This window comes from Rhodococcus sp. USK13 (assembly GCF_018343855.1).
Taxonomy (GTDB): Bacteria; Actinomycetota; Actinomycetes; order Mycobacteriales; family Mycobacteriaceae; genus Rhodococcus_F; species Rhodococcus_F oxybenzonivorans.
Window position 1 is genome coordinate 4,692,697 of the sequence record NZ_CP069242.1, and the last position, 23,258, is coordinate 4,715,954.

At 67.2% G+C, this 23,258-nt stretch carries 18 protein-coding genes; 12 read left to right on the forward strand and 6 right to left on the reverse strand.

Annotated features, from left to right (window positions below; all coding sequences use genetic code 11):
• Nucleotides 1-36: 36 nt before the first annotated feature.
• A complete protein-coding gene (gene nirB, locus JQT59_RS24015) occupies nucleotides 37-2,532 on the forward strand; it encodes a nitrite reductase large subunit NirB (RefSeq protein WP_213572281.1) in 2,496 nt (831 codons plus the stop codon).
• Nucleotides 2,529-2,855 carry a Rieske (2Fe-2S) protein gene (locus JQT59_RS24020; RefSeq protein WP_213572282.1) on the forward strand — a complete coding sequence of 109 codons (327 nt, stop codon included), beginning with the start codon at nucleotides 2,529-2,531 and terminating at the stop codon, nucleotides 2,853-2,855. The genes nirB and JQT59_RS24020 overlap by 4 nt, the downstream gene beginning before the upstream one ends.
• On the opposite strand, the gene JQT59_RS24025 is transcribed toward JQT59_RS24020, so the two are convergent.
• Entirely contained in the window at nucleotides 2,852-3,469 is a 618-nt protein-coding gene (locus tag JQT59_RS24025; protein WP_213572283.1) for a class I SAM-dependent methyltransferase, read from the reverse strand. The two genes, JQT59_RS24020 and JQT59_RS24025, sit on opposite strands and share 4 nt — an antisense overlap.
• 608 nt (nucleotides 3,470-4,077) lie before the next feature.
• Between JQT59_RS24025 and JQT59_RS24030 the strand changes: the two genes are divergently transcribed.
• The 5 genes from JQT59_RS24030 (at nucleotide 4,078) to JQT59_RS24050 (ending at nucleotide 13,836) form a co-directional block, all read left to right on the forward strand.
• Nucleotides 4,078-5,199 (forward strand): helix-turn-helix domain-containing protein, encoded by a 1,122-nt coding sequence (locus tag JQT59_RS24030; RefSeq protein WP_213572284.1) that lies wholly within the window; start codon nucleotides 4,078-4,080, stop codon nucleotides 5,197-5,199.
• Between the two features lie 182 nt (nucleotides 5,200-5,381).
• Nucleotides 5,382-6,539, forward strand: coding sequence for a hypothetical protein (locus JQT59_RS24035; RefSeq protein ID WP_213572285.1), 1,158 nt, complete (start codon nucleotides 5,382-5,384; stop codon nucleotides 6,537-6,539).
• A gap of 294 nt (nucleotides 6,540-6,833) precedes the next feature.
• Entirely contained in the window at nucleotides 6,834-8,285 is a 1,452-nt protein-coding gene (locus tag JQT59_RS24040) for a TIGR02677 family protein (RefSeq protein ID WP_213578044.1), read from the forward strand.
• Nucleotides 8,282-9,667 carry a DUF2398 family protein gene (locus JQT59_RS24045; protein WP_213572286.1) on the forward strand — a complete coding sequence of 462 codons (1,386 nt, stop codon included), beginning with the start codon at nucleotides 8,282-8,284 and terminating at the stop codon, nucleotides 9,665-9,667. Before JQT59_RS24040 ends, JQT59_RS24045 begins: the two co-directional genes overlap by 4 nt.
• The gene (locus tag JQT59_RS24050; RefSeq protein ID WP_213572287.1) at nucleotides 9,664-13,836 is read left to right on the forward strand and encodes a TIGR02680 family protein; all 4,173 of its coding nucleotides are present in this window, start codon (nucleotides 9,664-9,666) and stop codon (nucleotides 13,834-13,836) included. Before JQT59_RS24045 ends, JQT59_RS24050 begins: the two co-directional genes overlap by 4 nt.
• Nucleotides 13,837-13,900: 64 nt before the next feature.
• Here the strand turns inward: JQT59_RS24050 and mshC are convergent, their stop codons facing one another.
• The 5 genes from mshC to JQT59_RS24075 form a co-directional block, all read right to left on the reverse strand.
• The gene (mshC, locus tag JQT59_RS24055; protein WP_213572288.1) at nucleotides 13,901-15,145 is read right to left on the reverse strand and encodes a cysteine--1-D-myo-inosityl 2-amino-2-deoxy-alpha-D-glucopyranoside ligase; all 1,245 of its coding nucleotides are present in this window, start codon (nucleotides 15,143-15,145) and stop codon (nucleotides 13,901-13,903) included.
• Nucleotides 15,146-15,237: 92 nt separating this feature from the next.
• Nucleotides 15,238-16,041: an SCO1664 family protein gene (locus JQT59_RS24060; protein WP_109329529.1), complete on the reverse strand. Its 804-nt coding sequence runs from the start codon at nucleotides 16,039-16,041 to the stop codon at nucleotides 15,238-15,240.
• A gap of 3 nt (nucleotides 16,042-16,044) precedes the next feature.
• Complete coding sequence (locus JQT59_RS24065; RefSeq protein WP_159921987.1) at nucleotides 16,045-16,638, reverse strand: DUF3090 domain-containing protein; 594 nt, start codon at nucleotides 16,636-16,638, stop codon at nucleotides 16,045-16,047.
• Between the two features lie 104 nt (nucleotides 16,639-16,742).
• Nucleotides 16,743-17,441, reverse strand: a complete 699-nt coding sequence (locus JQT59_RS24070; protein WP_213572289.1) for a histidine phosphatase family protein — start codon at nucleotides 17,439-17,441, stop codon at nucleotides 16,743-16,745.
• 40 nt (nucleotides 17,442-17,481) lie between these two features.
• Nucleotides 17,482-18,327 carry an undecaprenyl-diphosphate phosphatase gene (locus JQT59_RS24075; RefSeq protein ID WP_213572290.1) on the reverse strand — a complete coding sequence of 282 codons (846 nt, stop codon included), beginning with the start codon at nucleotides 18,325-18,327 and terminating at the stop codon, nucleotides 17,482-17,484.
• A 241-nt stretch (nucleotides 18,328-18,568) separates the two neighbouring features.
• On the opposite strand from JQT59_RS24075, the gene JQT59_RS24080 reads away from it, so the two are divergent.
• From JQT59_RS24080 to JQT59_RS24100, 5 genes are all read left to right on the forward strand, one after another.
• Nucleotides 18,569-19,498: an aldo/keto reductase gene (locus tag JQT59_RS24080; RefSeq protein ID WP_109329521.1), complete on the forward strand. Its 930-nt coding sequence runs from the start codon at nucleotides 18,569-18,571 to the stop codon at nucleotides 19,496-19,498.
• A 95-nt stretch (nucleotides 19,499-19,593) separates the two neighbouring features.
• Nucleotides 19,594-20,280, forward strand: a complete 687-nt coding sequence (locus tag JQT59_RS24085) for a biliverdin-producing heme oxygenase (RefSeq protein ID WP_213572291.1) — start codon at nucleotides 19,594-19,596, stop codon at nucleotides 20,278-20,280.
• A complete protein-coding gene (locus tag JQT59_RS24090; protein ID WP_213572292.1) occupies nucleotides 20,277-21,317 on the forward strand; it encodes a heme/hemin ABC transporter substrate-binding protein in 1,041 nt (346 codons plus the stop codon). Before JQT59_RS24085 ends, JQT59_RS24090 begins: the two co-directional genes overlap by 4 nt.
• Nucleotides 21,314-22,384 (forward strand): FecCD family ABC transporter permease, encoded by a 1,071-nt coding sequence (locus tag JQT59_RS24095; RefSeq protein WP_109329515.1) that lies wholly within the window; start codon nucleotides 21,314-21,316, stop codon nucleotides 22,382-22,384. Before JQT59_RS24090 ends, JQT59_RS24095 begins: the two co-directional genes overlap by 4 nt.
• A complete protein-coding gene (locus tag JQT59_RS24100) occupies nucleotides 22,381-23,253 on the forward strand; it encodes a heme ABC transporter ATP-binding protein (RefSeq protein WP_213572293.1) in 873 nt (290 codons plus the stop codon). The genes JQT59_RS24095 and JQT59_RS24100 overlap by 4 nt, the downstream gene beginning before the upstream one ends.
• The last annotated feature ends 5 nt before the right edge of the window (nucleotides 23,254-23,258 follow it).

The window sequence follows — 23,258 nt, forward strand, 5'->3', positions numbered from 1 at the left end:
AGCCGTTACGACACGGCGGGGGCGGAGCCTCGTCCTATGGCCAACACACCGAGTTCGAGCAAGCTGCTGGTCGTCGGCAACGGTATGGCCGGCGCACGCACCGTCGAGGAGATCATCAACCGCGGCGGCCGCGAGCGATTCGAGATCACCATGATCGGCGACGAGCCTTACGGCAACTACAACCGCATCATGCTTTCGCACGTCTTGTCCGGCGAGGCGGCGGTCGACGACGAGGACCTGATCCTCAACCCGATGGGTTGGTACACCGCGAACGGCGTCACCCTCCACGCCGGCGATCGGGCGGTTGCCCTCGACCGCTTCGCGAAGACCGTCACGTGTGAGAGTGGCCGCGTCGTCGACTACGACGTGTTGATCATCGCCACCGGAAGCAACACGTTCTTCCCCAACATGGACGGTCTCAGGGAAGCCGACGGACGGCTCGCCCGCGGTGTGTTCGGGTTCCGGAACATCGCCGACACCAACGGCATGCTGCAGATGGCGCAGGCCCACGACGACGTGTCCGCCGTCGTCATCGGTGGCGGGCTCCTCGGACTCGAGGCTGCCTACGGGCTCCGCACCCAGGGCCTCGAGGTCAACGTAGTGCACTCCCCCGGCCACCTCATGAATCAGCAGCTCGACGAGCGCGGCGGCAGCATGCTCCGCTCCGAGATCGAGAAACTCGGTGTCGGGGTCCATACCTCGATGCGGACCACCGCGGTTCTGCGCGACGATGCGGGACGTGTCACGGGTGTCTCGTTCGTCGACGGCAGCACTTTGGACGCCGACATAGTCGTGGTCACCGCCGGTATTCGGCCCAACGTCGAAATGGCGCGGGCGGCCGGACTGGTGGTCGAGCGGGGCATCGTGGTCGATGACCAGATGCGGTGTGAAGACGAGGGTTCGGTGTACGCCGTCGGCGAGTGCGCACAGCACCGCGGCGAAACGTACGGTCTCGTCGCCCCGGTGTGGGAGCAGTCGGTCATTCTCGCGGAGGTTCTCACCGGCACGAATCCCGAAGCGGCATATGTCGGTTCGCGCACAACCACACAACTGAAGGTGGCGGGCGTCGACGTGGCGGCAATGGGTGTCAAAGGTCCGGAAACCGCCGACGACGAATTCGTCCAGTACTACGAACCCCGCAGCGGCACGTACAAGAGCCTCGTCGTCCGCGACGGAAAGTTGATCGGCGCCACCCTCATGGGCGACATCAGCAAGGCCGGCTACCTCACTCAGGCATTCGACGGGAAGGTCCCGCTGCCCGAAGAACGCATCAGTATGCTCTTCGACCTCGGCACACCCAGCGTCGCGGCCAGTGCCGCCGATCTGCCCGACGACCTGCAGGTATGTAATTGCAACGGAGTCACCAAGGGCGATCTGGTCGCGTGTGTGCACTCCGGGGCCACAACACTGTCCGCAGTGTGCGCACAGACGCGGGCAGGTAAGGGCTGCGGGTCCTGCAAGGGACTCGTCGCCGACATCGTGGCGGCCGCAGCGGGTGGTGAACTGGAGGTCGACCCGGCCGCCGACTGGTATGTGCCCTGCATCCCGATGTCCAAGCCGGACTTGATCGCTACGATCCGCGAACACGACCTGCGGGCCGTGTCGCAGGTGTTCGCGGAACTCGCGACCGACGGCAAGGAGGACGCGGCGGCGAAGATGCCGTTGGCTTCGCTGCTGCGGACCGTCTGGGGTCCGGACTGGGTGGACGAACGCGGCGCCTTGTTCATCAACGACCGGGTGCACGCGAACATTCAGCGTGACGGCACCTTCTCGGTGGTGCCACAGATGAAAGGCGGCGTCACCACCCCGGATCAGCTCCGCAAGATCGCTGATGTAGCCGACAAATACGGCGTGCCACTCGTGAAAGTGACGGGCGGACAGCGTATCGACCTGCTGGGCATCAAGAAGGAAGACCTCCCCAAGGTGTGGGGTGATCTGGACATGCCCTCCGGGTTCGCCTACGGGAAGAGCATGCGCACGGTGAAAACCTGTGTCGGTACCGACTTCTGCCGGTACGGCCTGGGCGATTCGACGAGTCTCGGCATTGCGATCGAAGAACGCTTCCAGGGCCTCGAAACGCCGGCAAAACTGAAACTGGCTGTGGCCGGCTGCCCGCGCAACTGCTCCGAGGCGTTGTGCAAAGACTTCGGCGTCGTCGCCGTGGGCGACGGCCGCTGGGAAATATATGTCGGCGGCGCAGCGGGCGCCCACGTGCGCAAGGGTGATCTCTTGGCGACCGTCGAATCACCCGAAGCCGTACTGGAACTGGGTGGACGGTTCATCCAGTACTACCGCGAGAACGCGAAATGGCTCGAGCGCACCTACGACTTCGTGCCGAGAGTCGGACTCGAGCACCTTCAGGCGGTATTGGTCCGAGACGAGGAGGGCATCGTGGCAGGGTTGGATCAGCGCATGCAGACGGCAGTCGACGGCTACCGTGATCCATGGAAGGAACGCAGCGCACCGAAATCACCGGCACAGTTCGCGCCGTCGCTTCCTCTCCTCCCACTCCCGCAGGTGCCGGTTCGATGACCGCGACCATCGAGGGTGCATCGGAGATTGCACTCGGCCCAGTCCACGACCTCACGCCCGGCGAGGGCCGCACGTACGTCGTGCAGGGCCGACAGGTCGCCGTATTCCTGCTGTCGGACGGCACCGTTCGCGCCATGGACGCCGTGTGCCCACACAAGGGCGGCCCCCTCGCCGACGGGCAGATCGACGACGCGGTCGTGATGTGCCCGCTGCATCAGTACGCGTTCTCCTTCGACACCGGAGCCTGCACGTCCGAGGGCGTCGAGTCGGTACGCACCTACCCCGCATCGGTGCGGGGCGGGATTCTCACCCTGAGTGTCTAGGCACCTGGCCGCGAGAACACCGCCACCAGAAACTGTGACTCGTCGGTGAACGGGCGCAGATCCCACGTCGAGAGTCGCAGATCCACGGCGAGACCAGCAGTCGCGGCGTCGGTCAGGAATTGTGAGAAGTCGTACCCGCGGTCGGCACCGAATCCCACCACCACCCGGCCTGCGGGGCCGAGATGGCGAGCGAACCCCGCCAACACCGCTTCCCGCGTGGACGGCGCGAGGAACGTCATGACGTTCCCGGCGCAGACGATGACATCGAAGTCTGCTTTCACCCCGCGGCCCGGCAGATCCAACTCGGCGAGATCACCGACCAGCCAGGTCGGGCCGGGATAGTCCTCCTCGGCAGCCGCAATCAGCACCGGATCGACATCGACACCGACCACGACGTGCCCGGCCTCGTGCAGATAGCCACCCAGGCGACCCGGCCCGCACCCGGCATCGAGAACCCGGCCGCCACGGCCGAGCATCGCGTCGACCAGCCGCGCCTCCCCGAAGATGTCTTTTCCCTCGGCCGCCATCGTCCGGAACCGCTCCACGTACCACGTGGAATGCGCTGGGTCGGCGGCTGCGAGTTCCTCCCATTGGCTGGGGGTGCGTTCACTCATCGTCGATCTCTCCTCGCTTCGGCCCGCATCCCGTACACCGTGCCACCCGAACTCGTCGTGTGAAGCCGAGGCTATCCCAGGTGACCGAATGCCGAATTGCACGCACCTTTTCCGGCCCGACACGTACGGCTCGGGCGGGCCGATGCCTCGGCGGTTGAGAGTGGTTCGAGTGGGAGGTGAGGTGCTGGGGTGAGCTGGCCAGTCGGTTGGGGGCTGATAGCACTACCGGATTTTTCGGTTAATTATGGAGTTCCGTCCTGGACAGATATAGCACACTTTCACCTGTACGCCCTTTCCGGTAGCTGGGACGACCAGAATGGCGCACAAACGCTCCCCACCAGCGGTACCGACGCCGGCCGGTAAAGCGCGCTCCCCCCGCGGACTGACTCACCGTGCCAAGCCCCTCCCCGATGGAGCTCGACGCTCCCCTTGGGAAGCCCGGTCATCGAGATCCCGCACATATCGGCGACTCCCCCGCGGCTGTCGGATAGTCGTCGCCGTGGCGCGGTGAGATTCTTGCGAAAACCGACCCCTCAGCGGCACCGGAAACGCGGGCCCCATTCGGACTTTCCAGGCATTCCGTCTGTGACAGATGTTACTGTTGTGGCGTGCCGGGTCAGGAGAACACTGAATTCGCGGGTCGCGAGCAAAAGGTGCCATTCCCCAAGCCGGAGCGCGACATCGACCTCTACCGCCGGTCGATCGCGACGCTCCAGGCAGCGCTCCCCCACGGCTGGACGTTGACGTCCGGTAAGTCCCGCTCGCTCCCCGACGCTCCGGAACGCCTCCTCGTGGGTGCGCCGAACGGCGAGGTAGCCTCCTTCTCGGTCATCCCCGCTCGCGGTGTGCTTGCGGGGGACGCGGCCAGATTCGCAGACAGCCTTTCCGATTCTGATCGCGGATTCGTTTGTGCGCGTTATCTTTCCGAACCGGTTCGGCGTCAACTCGATGCGCGTGGCCTCTCCTACGCCGACGCCACGGGCAATACCTCGCTGTCTGCCGACCGGCCGGCAATCTGGGTACGTGATCGCGGTGCCGACGCCGACCCCTGGCGCGGTCCCGGCCGGCCTGCGGCCCAGTTGACCGGCGACCCGGCCGCCCGGGTGGTGCGGGCGCTCGCCGACCACTCCGGTCAACTCACCGTCCCTCAACTCGTCCGGCTCTCCGGGGCCTCGACTGGAGCCACCTATCGAGTCGTCGAAACGCTCGAAGAACGCGATCTACTGGAGCGACTCCCCCGGGGACCCGTGACGAGGGTGCGGTGGCAGCACATGTTGCGTGCCTGGAGCAGCGACGCCAGTTTCAAGGACTCCCCCACTGTCGGATATTTCGCCCCCGAAGGCGTCGCCGCCGTCCTCGCCGGTCTCGCGAAGCACGCAGATCAGCTGTATGCAGTCACGGGCTCGGTCGCTGCGGCAGCATTCGTCGACTACGCACCGGCGCACCAGGTGCAGATCTATGCCGACCACGGCGAGGCCCTCGCCAAGGCCCTCCACTTGCGCCCCGTCGACGAAGGCGCCAACGTCCTTATCGCCACTCCCCGGTCAGCGGCCGTGTTCGAGCGCACGCTGTTCCGCGAGAACGTTCGCTTGGTGGCCCCGACGCAGGCCTTCGCCGACTTGCTTGCCGGAACCGGGCGTCATCCCCAAGAGGCTGAGCATCTCCTCAGCTGGCTCTCCGACCACGAGAGCGAATGGCGAACCCCACTCGCCCCACACACTCCTTCGTGACTGCGATCGCTCAAATATCGAGGAAAGTGGTCGATACGAGCGACACGCCGCCGCCACGCCGCGCGTGATGGCGGGCACAGGCCCCTCCGAGTAGCAGGATGTACATCTTGTGGCCGCGACGAGCGCGTCGGAACGGCCAGGCGGAATTCACAATCCGTTCGCACACGAATAGGGGTACTTGCATGTCCATGGGAGTCGGGCTCAGGATCGGCAGTGTCGTGTCCACAGCGGTGGTCGCGTCGAACGACCCGGGGTCACCGGATCCCGTCGTCATCGTCAGGGACACCGTCCTGCACATGTGCCCGGACGGCACCGCGATCCTCGGTGGTTCGGCACCACAGACCCTCGGTCGGACGCACACCGTGTCGGGATTTCTTCCTCGGGTCGGTGACCCTGCCGGCGTCGCGCTGGCTGACGGCACCCGTTACCGGGCCGAAGACCTGGTCGCAGGCGCCATGCGCTGCCTGCTCCGGGAGTGTGAACCACTGCCCGACCACGGTGGGCGAACCGGCGGCGCTCCGGACATCATGGCGTCGTACCCCACAAGGTGGGACTCAACCGCAGTTGCCGCCCTCCGCGACGCCTTGGACTACGCCGACATGTCGTACCTGTCCCTGGTATCGGACGCCGAAGCCGCGGCCGCCTGGTTCGAATCCGAAATTGCCGAACGTCCCGGACAATTGGTCGGTATTTATCATGTCGACGACACGGGCGCGACGGTTGCGTTGATCCGTTCAGGAGTCGAGGCGGGAAAGGCCTTCCGCTTCGCGTCGGGGGGAACGCCCTCCGCCCAGATCGCCACCGCACTGGGGGCGTTCGGATGGCTTCCGAGCAACCTCGACGCGGTCGTGGTCACCGGTGACGGGCTGATTGCGCGGGATGCGGCAGCGATTCGAGGCTTCGCGACCTCGGTGAGCGAGAAGTTCGACGTGCGGTGTGTGGTCGGCCCTGGCCCCGAACAGACAGCTGCCCTCGGCGCCGCCATTCGCGCGGCGGGCTTCAATCCGACGACTCACCGGGTGACCCCGATCGGGCTCCCACCCTCCTACGACGTCACCGAGGTGATCGACGCCGTTGTCGGCGAGCCTTTGCCTGCAGCGGCCGAGACGCCGAGAGGATCCGCGGCGCGCACGACAGAACCCACATCTGCCGCGGCAGTGGGTGCCGCCCCTGCGCGTGCCACGGGTGCAACGGCGGTCGCGACACCGCCGGAACCGCGCGCCGTCGCGCAGGACGCGCCCATTACCGGCGCCGACACCCGCAGTTCCTGGCTGGTCGCAGCGGTAGTCGGCTTGGCGCTCGTACTGGTCGCCATCGTCTTCGTCCTGTTCGTCCTGTGACATCCGACCTGCTCTCTGCGTAGAGGCCCTACGGACTGGGGTCTTCGGTCAGGACCTGCGCTGGGTGGCGGCGACGGCTGTTGTCGCCTACCCGCGCGGGATCGCTAGTTCGCGAAATTTCGGGTTTCCGTCCCGGCCCGATTCATCGGCGACGGATAAAGGCGCAGGTCGGCACGGCGTTCGGCCACTGGGTACACGACCGCATAACCTGTTCCGGTGAGCGAATCAGGCAACTCCCGTGAGTGGTCGCGTCCCGAGGGGCCACTCCCCGATCTCCTAGTCCGCGACGATCGGTTGAAGCTGTTCTCCTTCGCCACCGCCGAGAAACGCGTCGAGTATCTGTGGGTGCTCCGGGCATTCGACCATGCCCGCGCCAATTACGTCGTGCTCCTGCATGCCGCAGAGGTGGCCACCATCCTCGGACGCATCGCCGCCGACGACGCGTCCGGGCAGCTCTCCCCTGCCGAGGTCACTCCCCTGCTCGAGCAACTCCACGTATGGGAGGTTCTCGAACGCAGCTACGACGGAACGCGGGCCGCCAGCCTCGCCGAGTACCGAAATCGGCACTTCGTCTACCAGTTCAGCCAGGCCGGTTACCAAGTGTTCCGGGCCGTCGAGGAGGTCCTCGCCGCCCGCCTCGACGACGCCTCACTTTCCCGGCTCGCTCTGCCCGAACTGCTGGCGGACATGAAGGAACTCGCTGCCGCCAACAGGGTCGCCGACAACGACGTGATCTTCCGAAAACTCAGTCGCCTCGACGCCACGCTGTCCGACATGGCCACCCGTGCCGCTCACTTCTATCTCACACTCGGCGATCTGGTGCGCACTACCGAAATCACGCCCGAAACATTCCTGTCCCACAAAGATGCGCTCCTCACCCACATGCGCGAGTTCAGTTCCGACTTGTCCCGCTACGCACCGAAACTGGCCGAAGCGATCAGAGAGGTCGAGGACACCGGGATCGACGACCTCCTCCGGAGGGCCGCGATGAGCGACGAGCGGGTATTCCTGCCGCCCGCCGAGCGGGAAGCCGACTGGCGGGCACGATGGAACGGCCTCACGCACTGGTTTCTGCCACCGGAGTCCGGGCCGAGTGAGTCGGAACGGCTCCGGGAAGGGACCATGAGCGCTATCGCCGCCGTGTTGTCGCTTCTACGCCGGGTCACCGAGACGCGGCGGGGAGGCGTCAGCCGGGAAAGCCAGCTGCGGCACCTCGCCGGTTGGTTCGCTGCCACACCTTCCGAGGAGGCGGCGCACGCGCTGTTCCGCGCCGTGTTCGACCTCGGCCGTCCCCGCCATCTGTCCATGGTGCACCCGGACGCCGACATCATTCCCGACTCACGGTCGTGGTGGGAGGCACCGCCCGTCGAGATCTCCCGCACGCTCGCCGAGACGGGACGTGCGCCCTCCCCCGGCGCCCCCGCCCGTGTCCAGCGGAACGACGCCGGCATCAGACGGTTACGAGAAGAGCAGCTGGCTGGTCAGCGGGCCCGAGCCTCGGCGGCGAAATCGCTCGCGTCGGGAGGAGTGCACGAACGGGTGCTCGACAACGCGGAAACCGATGTTCTTCTCAGCCTGCTCGACGCTGCGTTGACGGCTCGTGTCCCCGTGAGCGGGAAAGTCGGCGGCGCGTCCGGATCCGGTAACGGGGTGAAACTCACGCTGACTCCCCATTCGGAATCGACGGTGGTACACACGGCCCGCGGCCGGCTCCACCTCGACGGACTGCGGGTGACGGTCCAGTGAGGGCACGGGAGATACCGCCGCTCGCGCTCGACTCCTACCAGCGGGCGGCCCGCATCATTCTGTCCAATCATTTGGTGACACAGACCTACCCGGATCGGATCGCGCTTCCGCTGCTTCGCCGGTGGGCCACCGAGTTACGCGATGACCTGCTCGATCTGTTCGGATATCGACTCGAGGTCACCGAAACCACCGCGCGGTTGTTCACCATTGCCGATCGACTCGACGCCGGGGCCCCGGCCAAGACCGCGACGGATCGAACGTTCGACCGGTACCGCTATGCATACCTTGCACTGGCACTGGCCGCCCTCGGGCGGGCGGGCAATCAGATCACCCTTTCCGAACTTGCAGACCACGTGGCCGCCTCCGCGGCGCAGGTCGAGGGCATCGAACTCGCCACCGAGCGGGCCGCCGACCGGGACGCCTTCGTCGACGCGGTCGGCTGGCTCGCGACCCGGGGCGCGATAGCGCTGGCCGACGGTGACGCGGGGAGCTGGGCAGCCAATCCTGATGCGGGTGAGGCGCTGTACGACATCGACCGCTCGGTGGTCATCGCCTTGTTCCGGCCGTCCCGCGCTCTCCAGCATCTCCGGTCGGTCCGTGAACTTCTTTCCGGGCGCGGAGGCGACTCCGATCCCGCAGCGTTCGACCGCGCTGTCGAAACCAAGGAAGTAGCTCGGCGCGTCCGACGCGCCCTCATCGAGCGTCCCGTCGTCTACGCGGCCGAACTCGAAGAGGACGAACAACTGCAGCTCGCCCTCCCTCGAACGGCAGCCGACGTCGAACTTCTCACCGGACTGGTCGCCGAAAGGCGGCGTGAGGGCGTCGCCCTGATCGACTCGTCGGGACGCCTGTCCGACATCCGGTTTCCGGGCACCGGCACCGTCGCGCAGGTCGCGTTGTTGTTGGCGGGCGAGCTCGCGGATCACCTGCTCGATCCCGACGGGGCCGAACCGGTGCAGCTGCCGGTGCCCGACCGACAGGCGACAGCTCTGATCGAGCAGCTGGACGGTGCCGTTCCACTGTCCGGAATCTTCGACAGCCTGGCCACAGATGCCTCCGCCAACGCGGCGACGCTGCCGGCCGCCGAACCGGTTGCGTATCCATTCGTCGAGGACAGCTGGATTCGACTGACCATGGCGTCACTGGTCGATCAATTCGGCAAGACGTTCGCTGCCGGGTGGCAGGCAGATCCCGAGGGTTTGGGACGTGCCGCAGTCGCACTGCTCGACCGCCTCAGCCTGGTCGCCGCCGTTCCCGGCGGGATTCTCGTACTACCGGCGCTGGCGCGATATCGCGGAGTCGTGGTCAACATTCGCGACCGCACCCCCGAAATCGATCTGTTCCCCCATTCCTCGAACGACAGCAAGGACACCTTCGCATGACCAGCGCGCGCTTCCGGCCCACCCGTGCCGGAATCATCAACCTCTGGGACTACCGCGACCAGGAGTTCTCCTTCGCCGACGGACGACTGGTGTTGCGGGGACCCAACGGGTCGGGCAAGACCAAGGCGCTCGAAGTCCTGTTCCCGTTCGTCCTCGACGGCCGCATCGAACCGCGGCGCCTCAATCCATTTGCGGGTGAGGAGCGGACGATGAAGTCGAACCTTCTCTACCGGGGCCAGGACAGCGCGTATTCGTATGTGTGGATGGAGTTCGGTCGAGGGCCGAAGGATGATCCCGAAGCCGTGACGGTCGGTATCGGCATGCGCGCGACGAGGTCCAACGACAAGGTCACCCGGTGGTATTTCGTCGCCGACGGTCGCGTCGGCGTCGACTTCTCCCTGCTCGGCGCAGACGATCGCCCGCTGACGAAGAAGCAGTTGGGCGAGCAGATCGGAACCGATTGTCTGACCGATCGGCCGGTGGACTATCGCGCTGCGATCGATGCACGCATGTTCGGCCTCGGCGCCGAGCGATACGACCAGTTGATCAATCTGATCCTCACCCTCCGGCGTCCACAGCTTGCCAAGAACCTCGATCCCAAGGGGTTGTCCCAGGCCTTGACCGACGGTCTGCGCCCCCTCGACGAGCAACTGGTCCTCGAGGCTGCCCGCTCGTTCAGCGACATGGAAGAAGTCGGACGTGCCCTCGAAGGCCTCGCCGCGGCGGACGGGGCAACCCAACGATTCATCAGTGTGTACACCAAGTACCTGCGCCAGCAGGCGCGTTCGGATGTCGACCAGCTGGCCGGGCGACTCGACGCCGTCGAGAACGGGATTGCCGCATTACGGGAGACTGCGGCCGAACAGACCCGCAGCCGGGAAGCACGCGAAGCGGCCGAGCAGGGCTTCATCGACGCCGAGCGGGCACTGGATCAGGCGACCGAAAACCTCGACGCCCTCAAGCGTTCCACCGCCTACGAGGGACGCACACAACTCGACGATCTCGCCCAAGCCGTGGCCACTCTCGAGAAGGCCACCGAGCAACAGGTCGACAAGGCGGCCAAAGCGCGGGCCACGCTGTCGCAGCGCACCGAGGAAGCCGAACGGGCCGACGCCGCTGTCGCGAAACTGGTGGAGGCGCTCGCGCGCGCCGAGGACGAATTGCACGTCGCTGCCGAGGACGCCGGCATCACGTGGACCCCACTGCCCGCCGGTGCCCGCTCCGCCCAGCTGACTGCGGCGCTGCACGGGCACGCCGAGGAGCGGGACGGCGACGTGCGGGCCGTGCGGGCTGCGTTGAGCACGGTCGAGAAAGCCGCCACCGAACGAACCCGCGCCGACGCCGCAGCGCGTCGCAGTCGCGAGCAACTCGAGCAGGCCAGGGCCGCGGTCCTCGAAGCCGAAGCGGCTGTCGAGCTCGCACGCAGCGAAACCGCCGTCTCCCTGCGGTCCTGGTGGGTCGAACATGCGCCGCTCTACACCTCCCTCGGAGTGCCCGCATCGCTGTTCGACGCACTCGACGCCGCGCTGCACCGAGTCGGTGACGACGACGCACCCACCTTGGCCGAAGTGCTCACCGCACATACCGCCGACGCCGTCGAGTCGCTCCAATTCCGTCGTCGGCGCGCCGAATCGGACATTACGACCCTGACCGAGCGGATCAGCGACCTGCGGGCCACCCGTGCGGAGGTTGCCGCCGAGCACGACGACGCCCCGGCGCCCTTCGCGGCCCGAACGGGGTCGCGGAAGGACTTGCCCGGCGCACCACTGTGGCGTCTCGTCCGCTTCCGCGACAACGTGGAGGCCGCAGCGGCGACCGGCGTCGAGTCCGCGCTACAGGCCGCCAACCTCCTCGACGGGTGGATCTTCGGCGGCGACGGACCGCTGCCGGACACCGAGTCCGAGCAATTTCTGCTACCACTACCGACGGGCGATCGCCCGGACGGTCCCACCCTGGCCGACGTCCTCGAGGTCGAGCCCGACACCGGCGTCCCCGCTGATCGCGTGCAGGCCGTCCTCGAGTCCATCGCCTGGGTGCCCGACAGCGCCTCGGTGTCCGGCACGACGGTCGCCGTCGATGGTGCGGGCGGGTATAGGCAAGGCGTACAACAGGGTTCGCATGCCAAGGGCGACGCGGAGTATATCGGCGCGACTGCACGTGCGCGCAGACGTGCGGCCCGCATCGCCGAACTCGATCGGACCATCGACGAGTCCGAGGCAGCGCTGACCGACGCCCGCACCGCAGAGGCGGAGGCCGTGGCGCTGTTCGCTCAGGTCGCCACGACCAGCCGGTCACTGCCCCGCACCGCATCGGTTCTCCGCGCACTCAAATCGGTGACCGAGAATGCGGGGATGCTCCGCTCACGCACCGAGGCGTCCGCGGCGGCGGATCGCGATCTCGATCAGGCCATCGCCGACCTGTCGGCCAAAGAGAAGCAGCTGCGCACGGCGGCCGTCACCCACCGAACTCCACACGTGGCACGCGAGATCGACTCACTGGCCGCAGCCATCCGGCACTTCGAGAAGCAGGGCGAGCTGGTGTTGCGCTGTCGGCGTGAGCATCTCAAGGAACTCGAGCACACGCGGGAAACGCACGAGCGGCTCGCGGAGGCACGTGGCAACGCGGAGGAGTTCGCCGAGGAGGCGGCCATCGCCGAAGAGAGTCTCGCAACACAGGTCCAACGGCTGGACACCCTCCGTGAGAGCCTCGGCGCCAGCGCGGAGCACATCGATGCTCAGCTCGAGGAAGCGCATGCCCGGATCGAGGCGTGCAAGCAGCGGCAGCGGGAGGCCCGCAAAGCGGACAAGGATGCGGGAGAGGCGATCGGCAAAGCCGAGGGCGCCTACGCGGCGGCAGTTGCCACCCTGCGCATCGCGCTCACCGAAACCCACAACGATGCGGCGCGCCTGGCCCCGTACGCACGACGCGACCTCCTCGAACTACTCGGCGTCGACACCGAGCACGTGTGGCCGGCGAGTCCTGCGGCCTGGATGAACGCGGATCAGCTCGTCTACCGAATTCAGAACGCGGACAACACAGCACAGGTCTTGCCCGCCGAGGTGCTCGCCCTGTACAGCGCGCTGGACTCGGCCACCGACGCGGTGCGAGTCAGCGAGGCGGCACGCAAGTCCACCCGCACCGCGCTCACCACAGCCCTGCAGGACTTCGACGCCGGCCTCGCATCCGCGGGTCAGGACTACCGCGTGCACTGGGATGCACCCGACGGGCTCACCGTGGTACAGGTCCAAGACGATCAGGGTTACTCGTCGGTGGGTGCGTTCGCGTCCCGCATCGCCGCTGCCCGGGCCGATCAGGAACTCCTCCTCACCGACTCGGAACGACGCATACTCGAGGACGCCCTCCTCACCGGACTCGCGCAGCAGATCCACGAACGTACCGTCGACGCCCGCGACCTGATCGCGCGAATGGGTTCGGAGATGCGCGAGCGGCGGATGTCTTCCGGTAACACGATCGGCGTGCACTGGGTTCTCGCCGACAACCTCGACGACAACGCCCGCGCCATCTCGAAGCTGCTCGATCGCGACGCGTCCGCGCTGAGTCCGGACGATCTCGCCGCCATGCGTGCACATTTCGCGGCCCAGATTCGCACCGCCCGGGCCGCGCACCCCGAACGCTCGTACCCCGAGATCCTCGCCTCCGCACTCGACTACCGCAGGTGGCGGGTGTTCTCCTTCACCCTCGTCGGCGGAGACGGCAGCGAAGACCGCCTCACCGTCGCCCGGCACAGTGCACTCTCCGGCGGTGAACAATCGGTGTCGCTCCACCTGCCGCTGTTCGCGGCCGCCCACGTGATGCTCGACTCCGCTGATCCACACGCACCGCGACTTCTCGCCCTGGACGAGGCCTTCGCCGGCGTCGACGACAACGGTCGGGGTGAACTCCTCGGTTTGAGCGTCCAGTTCGACCTCGACCTGTTCATGACCGGGTACGACCTCTGGATCACGTATGCCGGGGTCCCGGGGTGTGCGCACTACGACCTCGCGCACTCGACGGCGGAACACAGCGTCAGCGCCGCACTGCTGGTATGGGCAGACGGCGAACTGCTCGCCGAACACGACGGAACCGATCTGGCGCGGGCACTCGGATCACCCCTGCGTCGACGAGTGCCCTCCCCCGTCGAGGGCGGGCTCGAATTCGCCGAGGTGTGAGGTGTGACTACCTGGGGCACTCCCCACCGTGAGTACTTCTCAACCTCGGTTTGTTAAGAAGTACTCACGGGTGGAGTCGGACGCCGAGCAGTGCGTCGACCGCTGCAGCGAACTGGCGCGGGGCATCGGTGTCGGAACCGCCGTGATCGAGCGCGCGGCGGGCCCAGCCGTCGAGTGCGTCGAGGGCCTTGGGGGTGTCGAGGTCGTCGGCGAGATGCTGACGCAGCCGGGCGATCGTGTCCGTGGCCGATGGCGCCGACTCGAGGGCGGCGGCGTCCTTCCACAGCTTCAGCCGGGTGTGCGCGTCGGCGAGCACCTGCTCGGTCCACGGACGGTCCTGCCGGTAGTGCCCCGACAGCAGTCCGAGCCGGATGGCGGCGGGGTCCACGCCTTCGCCCCGCAGCTTCGACACGAACACGAGGTTGCCACGGCTCTTCGACATCTTCTCACCGTCGAGACCGATCATCCCGGTGTGCACGTAGTGGCGTGCGAAGCGACGGTCGCCGGTCACGGATTCGGCATGTGCAGCCGAGTACTCGTGGTGCGGGAAGATCAGGTCACTGCCTCCGCCCTGCACGTCGAAGCCCGAGCCGATGCGATTGAGGGCGATAGCCGAACACTCGATGTGCCAGCCGGGACGACCCTGCCCGAACGGTGCCGGCCACGACGGTTCGCCGGGGCGGGCGGCACGCCACACCAGGGCGTCGAGGGGGTCTTCCTTGCCAGGGCGGTCGGGGTCTCCCCCGCGCTCGGCGAAGAACTTCTCCATCGTCTCGCGGTCGTATCCGGACTCGTAGCCGAACTGCTCGGTGGCACCGGTGCGGTAGTACACATCGGGAAATTCGGCGTCGTCGACGATGTACGCGGCACCGGAGGCGAGGAATTTCTCGACGAGTTCCACCACTTCGTTGACGGATTCGACCGCGCCGATGTAGTCGCGGGGCGGGATGACCCGTAGGGCCTCCATGTCCTCGCGGAAGAGCGCCGTCTCCCGCATGCCGAGGACGACCCAGTCTTCGCCGTCACGGGCGGCGCGCTCGAACAGCGGGTCGTCGACATCGGTGACGTTCTGGACGTAATGCACCTCGTGGCCTGCGTCACGCCACAGCCGGTTGACCAGATCGAATGTCAGGTAGGTGGCGGCGTGGCCGAGGTGGGTGGCGTCGTAGGGGGTGATACCGCACACATACATGGTCGCCGTGCGCCCCGGGGTGACCGGTCGAACCTGCCGGTCAGCGGTATCGAACAACCGCAGAGGGGGACCCTGGCCAGGGACGGACGGGACAGCGGTATCGGACCAAGACTGCATGCTTGCGAGCCTAGTGGACCGGCGTCACCGCCCTCGAGGGAGCCGCCGCCCGTCGCCGGGCAACCCGGATTCCTGGGTCGTGCACGCACGTCTCAGAATGCGGGCCACGGGATCGGCCGGTGCCCGTTGGGACGGGGCATCACGGGGGCGTCGAGCAGGTCGACCGCCCGTTCGTACAGGGCCGCGACCTCGGCGGAGGTGATGTGCTCCGCGAGCCGCGCACCGAAGTCGCCCTCGAGCGCGGGAATCAATTCGGCGATGTCGACCACCAGGGCACCCGGCACCTGCGTCCCCGCCCACCCCCACAGCACGGTCCGTAATTTGTTCTCCCTGTGCAGGCAGATGCCGTGGTCGACTCCGTACACGGAACCGTCGAGTCCTTCGAGCGCATGCCCACCCTTGCGGTCGGCGTTGTTGATGAGTACGTCGAGGACAGCCATACGCTGCAGCCTGGGGTCGTCGGCGTGGATGAGGGCCACCGGCTCGCCATCCATGTCGCTGGCGCGAAGAATTTCGAACCAACCGTCCGGCACTGCGCCGGGCGCGCAGATGTCGACCAGATCAAGTCCGGGCCGGTCGTCTCCGTGGCGGTCGGCCGTGTCCACCCATTGCTGCACCATCCCCCGTCCGAATGGACCGTCCCGAAGAAGAGTGCGCGGAATCACACCCCATCCGAGCTGTTCGGACACCAGATACGACGCGTACTCCCTGCCGGCGAGGGTTCCGTCGGGGAAGTCCCACAGCGGCCGCTCCCCGCGAATCGGTTTGTACACACACCGGACCGCGGTCTCACCGATTACCGCATCACAGACCAATGTCGCGTTACTGGCGTGGGTGATCTGGCCGATGAGGGTCAGTTCGCCGAACTCCAGAGGATCCGACTCCTCGGCGGGCAACTGTCAGTCCTCCTCGTCCGTTTCCGGGGTGAGGCCGAAGCTGTGGCCGCGGCGGTATCCGTTGGTGCGGATACAGATGTGACCCTCCGGCGCGAGCGGCTCCCCGCACAGCGGGCACGGCGCCCGGCCGGCGGCGATGACTCGTTCGGAACGCAGCGAGAAGTCCCTGGCCTGCAACGGGGTGAGAAAGACCCGTACGGCATCCGGGCCGTCCTCGGAGTCGTCGAGAACGACGGACTCGTCGAACTCGGTCTCGGTGACGGCCAGCAGCTCCACGACGACGGCTCCGGCGTCCGCGTCCCAGCCCAGCCCCATGGTTCCGACCCGGAATTCGGCGTCGATGGGGGTGACGAGCGGGCTCGCGTCATCGAGTTCGGCGCCCTGCGGTGGTACTTCCGTACCGAACCGGCGGTGTACTTCCTCGAGCAGGAGTCCCATCCGATCCGCGAGTACCTGAACCTGCTGCTTCTCCAACAACACGCTGACGACACGTGTCTCGTGAACCGCCTGGAGATAGAACGTCCTGTCGCCGGGCTCACCCACCGTTCCCGCAATGAACCGGTCAGGAGTGCGGAATACGTGAATTGCGCGTGACATTGCACCTCCTTCAGCTGGAGCCGGGCCCTTCTGCGGCGCTGCCCACTCGTTGATCCGTCTGGGACTCTTCCTAGCAGCGTGCCCCGTTCATTATCCGTCAATCGTTACAGGCGAACCTCCCCGCCGGGGACCGACCCCGAAACTTCGGCGGCGGCACCGTCCCCCGACGCCTGTGGAGTGTTGACCGCCGACAGGTCGTGGCCGGTGTCGTTCATCTTGAGCACGTACGGCCGGGTGGAGGTGTAGCGGACCACGCTGATCGACGCGGGTTCGGCGACGATCCGCTGGAAGCCGTCGAGATGGGAGCCGAGCGCATCCGCGAGCACCGCCTTGATCACGTCACCGTGCGAGCACGCCACCCACACCACGTCCCGGCCGTGCCGTTCCGCGAGCCGGGCATCGTGCTCACGGATGGCTGCGACTGCCCGTGCCTGCACCTGGGCGAGGCCCTCGCCGCCCGGGAACACCGCGGCGGACGCATGTTGCTGGACGACCTTCCACAGCGGCTCCTCCAGGAGGGCCTTCAGTTCACGGCCGGTCCAGTCGCCGTAGTCGACCTCGACGAGCCGGTGTTCGACCACCGGGGTGAGTCCCCGCGCCCGCGCGAGTGGCTGCACCGTCTGCTCACACCGCAACAACGGTGAGTGCACGATTTCCTCGATTACGACGTCCGCGAGCCTGGCGACAACCGCCTCTGCCTGTTCCCGGCCGTGGTCGTCGAGTTCGACTCCCGGCGACCGGCCGGCGAGCGTGCGTGCGGTGTTGGAGGTCGACCGCCCATGGCGCAGCAGGACAACAGTCATTGGCCCAGCCTAGTGTCGTGCACCCGCCGGCCGCCCGATCTCAGGTTGCCGACACGACACCGGTTGCCAGGAGTGACAGCATCACGACGCCGAGGATGATCCGGTAGCCGACGAACCAGTACATCGAGTGGTCGACGACGAAGCGGAGCAACCACGCGATCGAGGCGTACCCGATGGCGAAGGCGATCAGCGTCGCAACGAGCAACTGGGCACCGCTCGCGTTGAGGCCCTCCCCCGCGGGCTCGAAGGCGTCGGGGAGGCTGAACAGACCCGACGCGACCACGGCCGGAATGGCCAGCAGGAACGAATAGCGTGCCGCGGCTTCTCGGGTCAGTCCGAGGAACAGGCCCGCGCTGATCGTGCCGCCGGACCGCGAGACGCCGGGGATCAACGCGAGTGCCTGGGCCGAACCCATGATGATGCCGTCCTTGGCGCGAAGGTCCTCGACCGGACGGACCTTGCGTCCGTAGTACTCCGCCGCTGCGATGACGAGCGCGAAGACGATCAACATGGTGGCGATCAGCCAGAGATTACGTGCGCCGGTGCGGATCTGATCCTTGAAGAGGAAGCCGAGAATTCCGACCGGAAGGGTGCCGAGGATCACGTACCAGCCCATCCGGTAATCGAGGTCACCTCGATGCTCGGGATGCAGCAATCCGCGAAACCACGCGACGACGATCCGGCCGATGTCTCGTGCGAAGTAGATGAGAACGGCCGCCTCGGTGCCGAGCTGGGTGACGGCGGTGAAGGAGGCGCCTGCGTCGTCACCGAAGAAGACCTCGGACACGATCCGCAGATGGCCGGACGAGGAGATGGGCAGAAACTCCGTCAACCCCTGGACGACTCCGAGGACGATCGCCTGGAGCCACGACATCGCCTCCCCCATCACTCACCCGTCCCGAGGTGGAGCACACCGGCCCGCGAGGCCTCGAATCTGCTGTCAGGACGCCAATTTCCCATGTCGCGTTCGTCATTCACCGGCGCCACGGTACCGGGAGGCCCCGGTCGCAGCAGAATCCGGCGTGGCAGGACGGCCGGTTCCGCGCGACACCACTACTCTGCTCCTGTGGTGGCCCGTCCCGGGTGGCAGTCGCCGTCCGGGGAAACAGCACGAGACGCAGGCGGTTATGGAACAGAGATCGGTCGGAGCAAGTGGTCTGCGGGTGTCACGCCTCGGCCTGGGCACACTCACCTGGGGACGCGACACCGACGGCGACGAAGCCGCCGCGCAGATCGCGGCCTTCGTCGATGCCGGCGGCACCCTCGTAGACACCTCGCCCGCCTACGGTGACGGTGCAGCGCAGCGCATTCTGGCGGAACTGCTCGACGACGTGGTACCCCGAACCGAACTCGTCCTGAGTTCGAGTGCCGGCATCAACCCGCACGGCCCCTTGCGGGTCGACTGCTCGCGCCGAGGGCTGCTCGCTCAACTCGATGCCACCCTCCGCGAACTCGGAACCGACTACCTCGACATGTGGCAGGTCGCCACCTGGGATCCGTTCACCCCGGTCGACGAGGTGGCCGCGACACTGGATTTCGCGGTTTCGAGTGGCCGCGTCCGTTATGTCGGCGCCCGCGGCTACCTCGGGTGGCAGCTGGCCACCGCTGCGGGAGCCTCTCGCGGTACCACCCTCGTCGCCACGCAGGTGGAGTACTCCCTGCTCGCGCGCGGGGTCGAAGAGGAACTCCTCCCTGCCGCCGCACATCACGGGATCGGGGTGTTCGCGGCGGTGCCCCTTGCGGGCGGCGTCCTGACCGGCAAATACCGGAACGGGATTCCCGTCGACTCCCGCGGGGCCGACGACGCGCACTCCCAGGACGTGCAGAACTACCTCACCGACTCCTCGGTCGGTGTCGTCGATGCCGTTGTCACCGCCGCGGACGGGCTCGGGACCTCACCGCTGGCGGTCGCGCTCGCGTGGGCACGGGACCGTCCCGGTGTCGCGAGCGCGGTGGTCGGCGCCCGGGACATCGCCCAGCTGACCGGTGTCCTCGTCGCCGAGGAACTCGAATTGCCGCCCGCCATCTCGGCGGCCCTCGACGACGTCAGCGCCTGAGGGGCCCGTGGGACGCCCTCCGTGCGAATGCCGCGACAAAGCAGGCCAGGCTAACCTGGTGCTCAACGGTCGACGTCGTAGATGCAGGAGAGCTCATGACCACGCTGAACGAGGCCGACGCGGCCGATCGCCGAGCGGTCGGTTTCGCCGAGCGCATCAAGGACGGCACGGACGCCGCTCACCGCGAGACCGAACAGTCCCGGTTCGTCGGAGCGTTACTCGCCGGAGAGTTGAGTTCGGACGGCTACGCCGAACTGCTTGCCCAGACCTATCTCGTCTACCGCGAATTGGAAGAGGCCGGACGCACCCACACGGATGATCCGGTGGCCTCACCGCTTCTGTCCGAGAAGCTGATACGCGTGCCGGCCCTGGAAGCGGATTTGGCCTACCTGCGCGGTTCGTCGTGGCGCGACACCGTGTCCCCGCTCGCCGCCACCACCCGGTACCTCGAGCGGCTGCGTGAGGTGGCGTACGACTGGCCCGCCGGTTTCGTTGCGCACCATTACATTCGGTACATGGGCGATCTGTCCGGTGGTCAGATCATTCGCCGGATGCTCGAACGAGCATATGGATACACCGAGAACGGCCTGCGGTTCTACATCTTCGACGAGATCCCGAAACCGAAACTGTTCAAGGATGCGTACCGCGCGAAACTCGACGCCGCCCCGTTGTCCGCGGCCGATCAGCAACGGGTGATCGACGAGGTGAACCTCGCGTATCGACTCAACGGTGACCTGTTCGCCGATCTCGAAGCCGACATCGACAACTACCTCGCGCGGTGAGGCCCGTGGTCCGCACGCGCACTCCCCGATCAGTTCTCGCAGTACTGGCAGTGGTGCTCGTCGCCGCCGTCGGCGCTTCCGCGTGCACATCCGCAACCGGTGACGGTGGGACGGGCCCACACGGCGCGCACACCGCGGTGCTGGACGATCTCGATCCGCAACCTGTCGCGTCGACGGCCGCACCGGTGCTGCCCACTACGGTCCGCAGCTTCGACGGCGTGGACGTCACGATCGACGACGTGAGCCGTATCGTGACCGCCGACCGCTACGGCACCCTGACAGAAACGGTCTTCGCTCTCGGACTCGGGGACAACGTGGTCGGCCGTGACATCGCAGCCGAGTTCCCCGCCGCCGCCGATGTGCCGGTGGTGACGCCGGGCGGCCAGTCACTCAGCGCCGAGGCAGTACTCGACCTTGCGCCGACGGTCATTCTCACCGACACCAGCATCGGACCTAAAGGCGTTCAGGATCAATTGCGCGCGGCGGGCGTTCCGGTGGTCTACTTCGACCCGACGCGCACCCTCGCCGGCGTGTCCCCGCAGATCATCGCGGTGGCGAACGCGCTCGGTGTGCCCGAGCGCGGAGCCGAACTCGCTGCCCGCACCGACGACGAGATCGCAGCGGCCCGCAGCCGGGCGCCCGACGGTGAGAATCCGGTGAAGATCGCCTTCCTCTATCTGCGCGGCACCGCGATCACCATGATCGGCGGGCGGGGATCCGGGGCCGACTCGCTGATCGAGGCCCTCGGAGCCGTCGACGCAGGCACGGCCTCCGGAATCACCCAGCAGTTCGCGCCCATCACCAGCGAGGCCCTCATCGCCGCAGCACCCGATGTGATCCTGATGATGACGGGTGGCCTCGAATCGATCGGGGGGATCGACGGACTCGCGAAGATTCCCGGTGTCGCGCAGACCCCGGCAGGAAAGAACCAGCGTGTCGTCGACATGCAGGACGGGGTGCTTCTCAGCTTCGGACCCAACACCGGTCGTGTGCTGGACGCCTTGGCGGACGCCGTCTATCAGCCGGCCGATCGATGAGCCTCGGCACCGTCACACCAGCTCAGGCTTCTTCTCGAACACGCACCGGCATCGTGCTGGCCGGGTTGCTGATCGCGCTCGCGGTCGCCGCAGTGTTCTCCGCGTGCATCGGCCAGGTGCCCACCGGACCGGGCGAGGTGCTCGGCAGCATCGCGCACCGCGTAGGACTCGACCTGGGCCCCCTCCCCGCACATCCCAGCGGTGAGGTCACGCTGTGGGAGGTCCGCTTCCCCCGGGTCGTCCTCGCAATCCTCGTCGGCGCGGCCCTCGGCTGCGCCGGTGCTCTCCTGCAGGGCGTCTTCGCCAACCCTCTGGCCGAGCCGGGCGTCATCGGGGTCTCCGCCGGGGCAGCCGTCGGTGCCAGTGCCGCCATCGTCGTCGGCGGGGCGTTCGCGGCCGGGTGGACCGTGGCCGCGTCCGCGTTCATCGCCGGACTCATCACGACCGTCGCCGTGTACGTCCTCGCCCGCCACGACGGCCGCACCGAGGTGGTCACCCTCGTACTCACCGGCGTCGCGGTCAATGCCTTCGCAGGCGGACTGATCGCCTTCTTCACCTTCATTGCCTCGCCGGCCGCCCGTGACCAGATCGTGTTCTGGCAACTGGGAAGCCTCAACGGCGCCACGTGGAGCGCTGTCGCGGTAGTGGCGCCGATGACCGTCGCCGGTATCGCCGCGACCATGGTGATCGCGGCAAAACTCGACCTTCTCTCACTCGGTGAGAGCGCAGCGCGACATCTGGGACTCGACGTCGAGCGTTTGCGCCTGATCGCCGTCCTCATCGTCGCGCTGCTGGTGTCGTCGAGCGTGGCCTTCACCGGGATCATTCTGTTCGTCGGCCTGGTGGTACCCCATCTCATGCGTATCGCCGTCGGTCCGGGGCACCGAGTGCTCATTCCGGCCAGCGCGTTGTGCGGGTCGCTGGTGCTCCTCCTCGCCGACCTGGGCGCGCGGTCCCTGGTGGCCAACGCGGACCTTCCCCTCGGCATGCTGACGGCGCTGGTCGGTGGACCGTTCTTCTTCTGGCTGCTCCGCCGTACCCGCGCCCGCCAGGGCGGTTGGGCATGAGCCCCAGCCATCTGCGGACGAGAATCCGGGAAGCTCTCGCGCAGAACTTCCTCCGCCGGACCGATCCGGTTCCGCCGGTACCGCGCCCGGGCGCGGTAACGCTGCGCGCGGTCGACATCGACGTCCACCGCGGGGGACGACCCGTGCTGGACAAGGTCTCGGTGGACGTGCGCGTCGGGGAGGTTCTCGTCCTCGTCGGACCCAACGGCGCCGGCAAATCCACCCTCCTCGCGGCGCTGTCGGGCGATCAGAACGTGCAGTCGGGCACCGTCCACCTCGACGACCGGGACGTCGACACGTGGACGCCCCTCGAGATGGCCCAGCGCCGCGCCGTACTCCCCCAGCAGAACACGGTGGGATTCTCGTTCACCGCACGCCAGGTCATCACGATGGGCCGGTCCCCGTGGGCCAGAACGTCCCGGTCGGACGAGGACGTCACCGCAGTCGCCGAGGCGATGAGAATTTGCGATGTCGAGCCCTTCGCCGATCGACCTTTCACAGCTCTCTCCGGCGGTGAGCGTGCTCGTGTCGCGCTTGCACGAGTGCTCGCTCAGCGCACGGAGACGATTCTGCTCGACGAACCGACCGCAGCGCTCGACCTCGGTCACCAGGAGACAGTGATGCGGCTTGCACGCGACCGTGCCCGCTCCGGCACCGCTGTGGTGGTGGTGCTGCACGACCTTGCGCTCGCCGCCGCCTATGCAGACCGGATCGTCGTGCTCGAGAACGGCCGCGTCGCCGCCGACGGCCCGCCCCGAGAAGTGCTGGCCCCGGAGCTCCTCACCCGCGTCTACGGCCATCCCGTGGAGGTCATCGCGCACCCGGAAACCGGGACGCCCCTTGTGCTACCTCGACGTGACCGACGCTGAGGCCG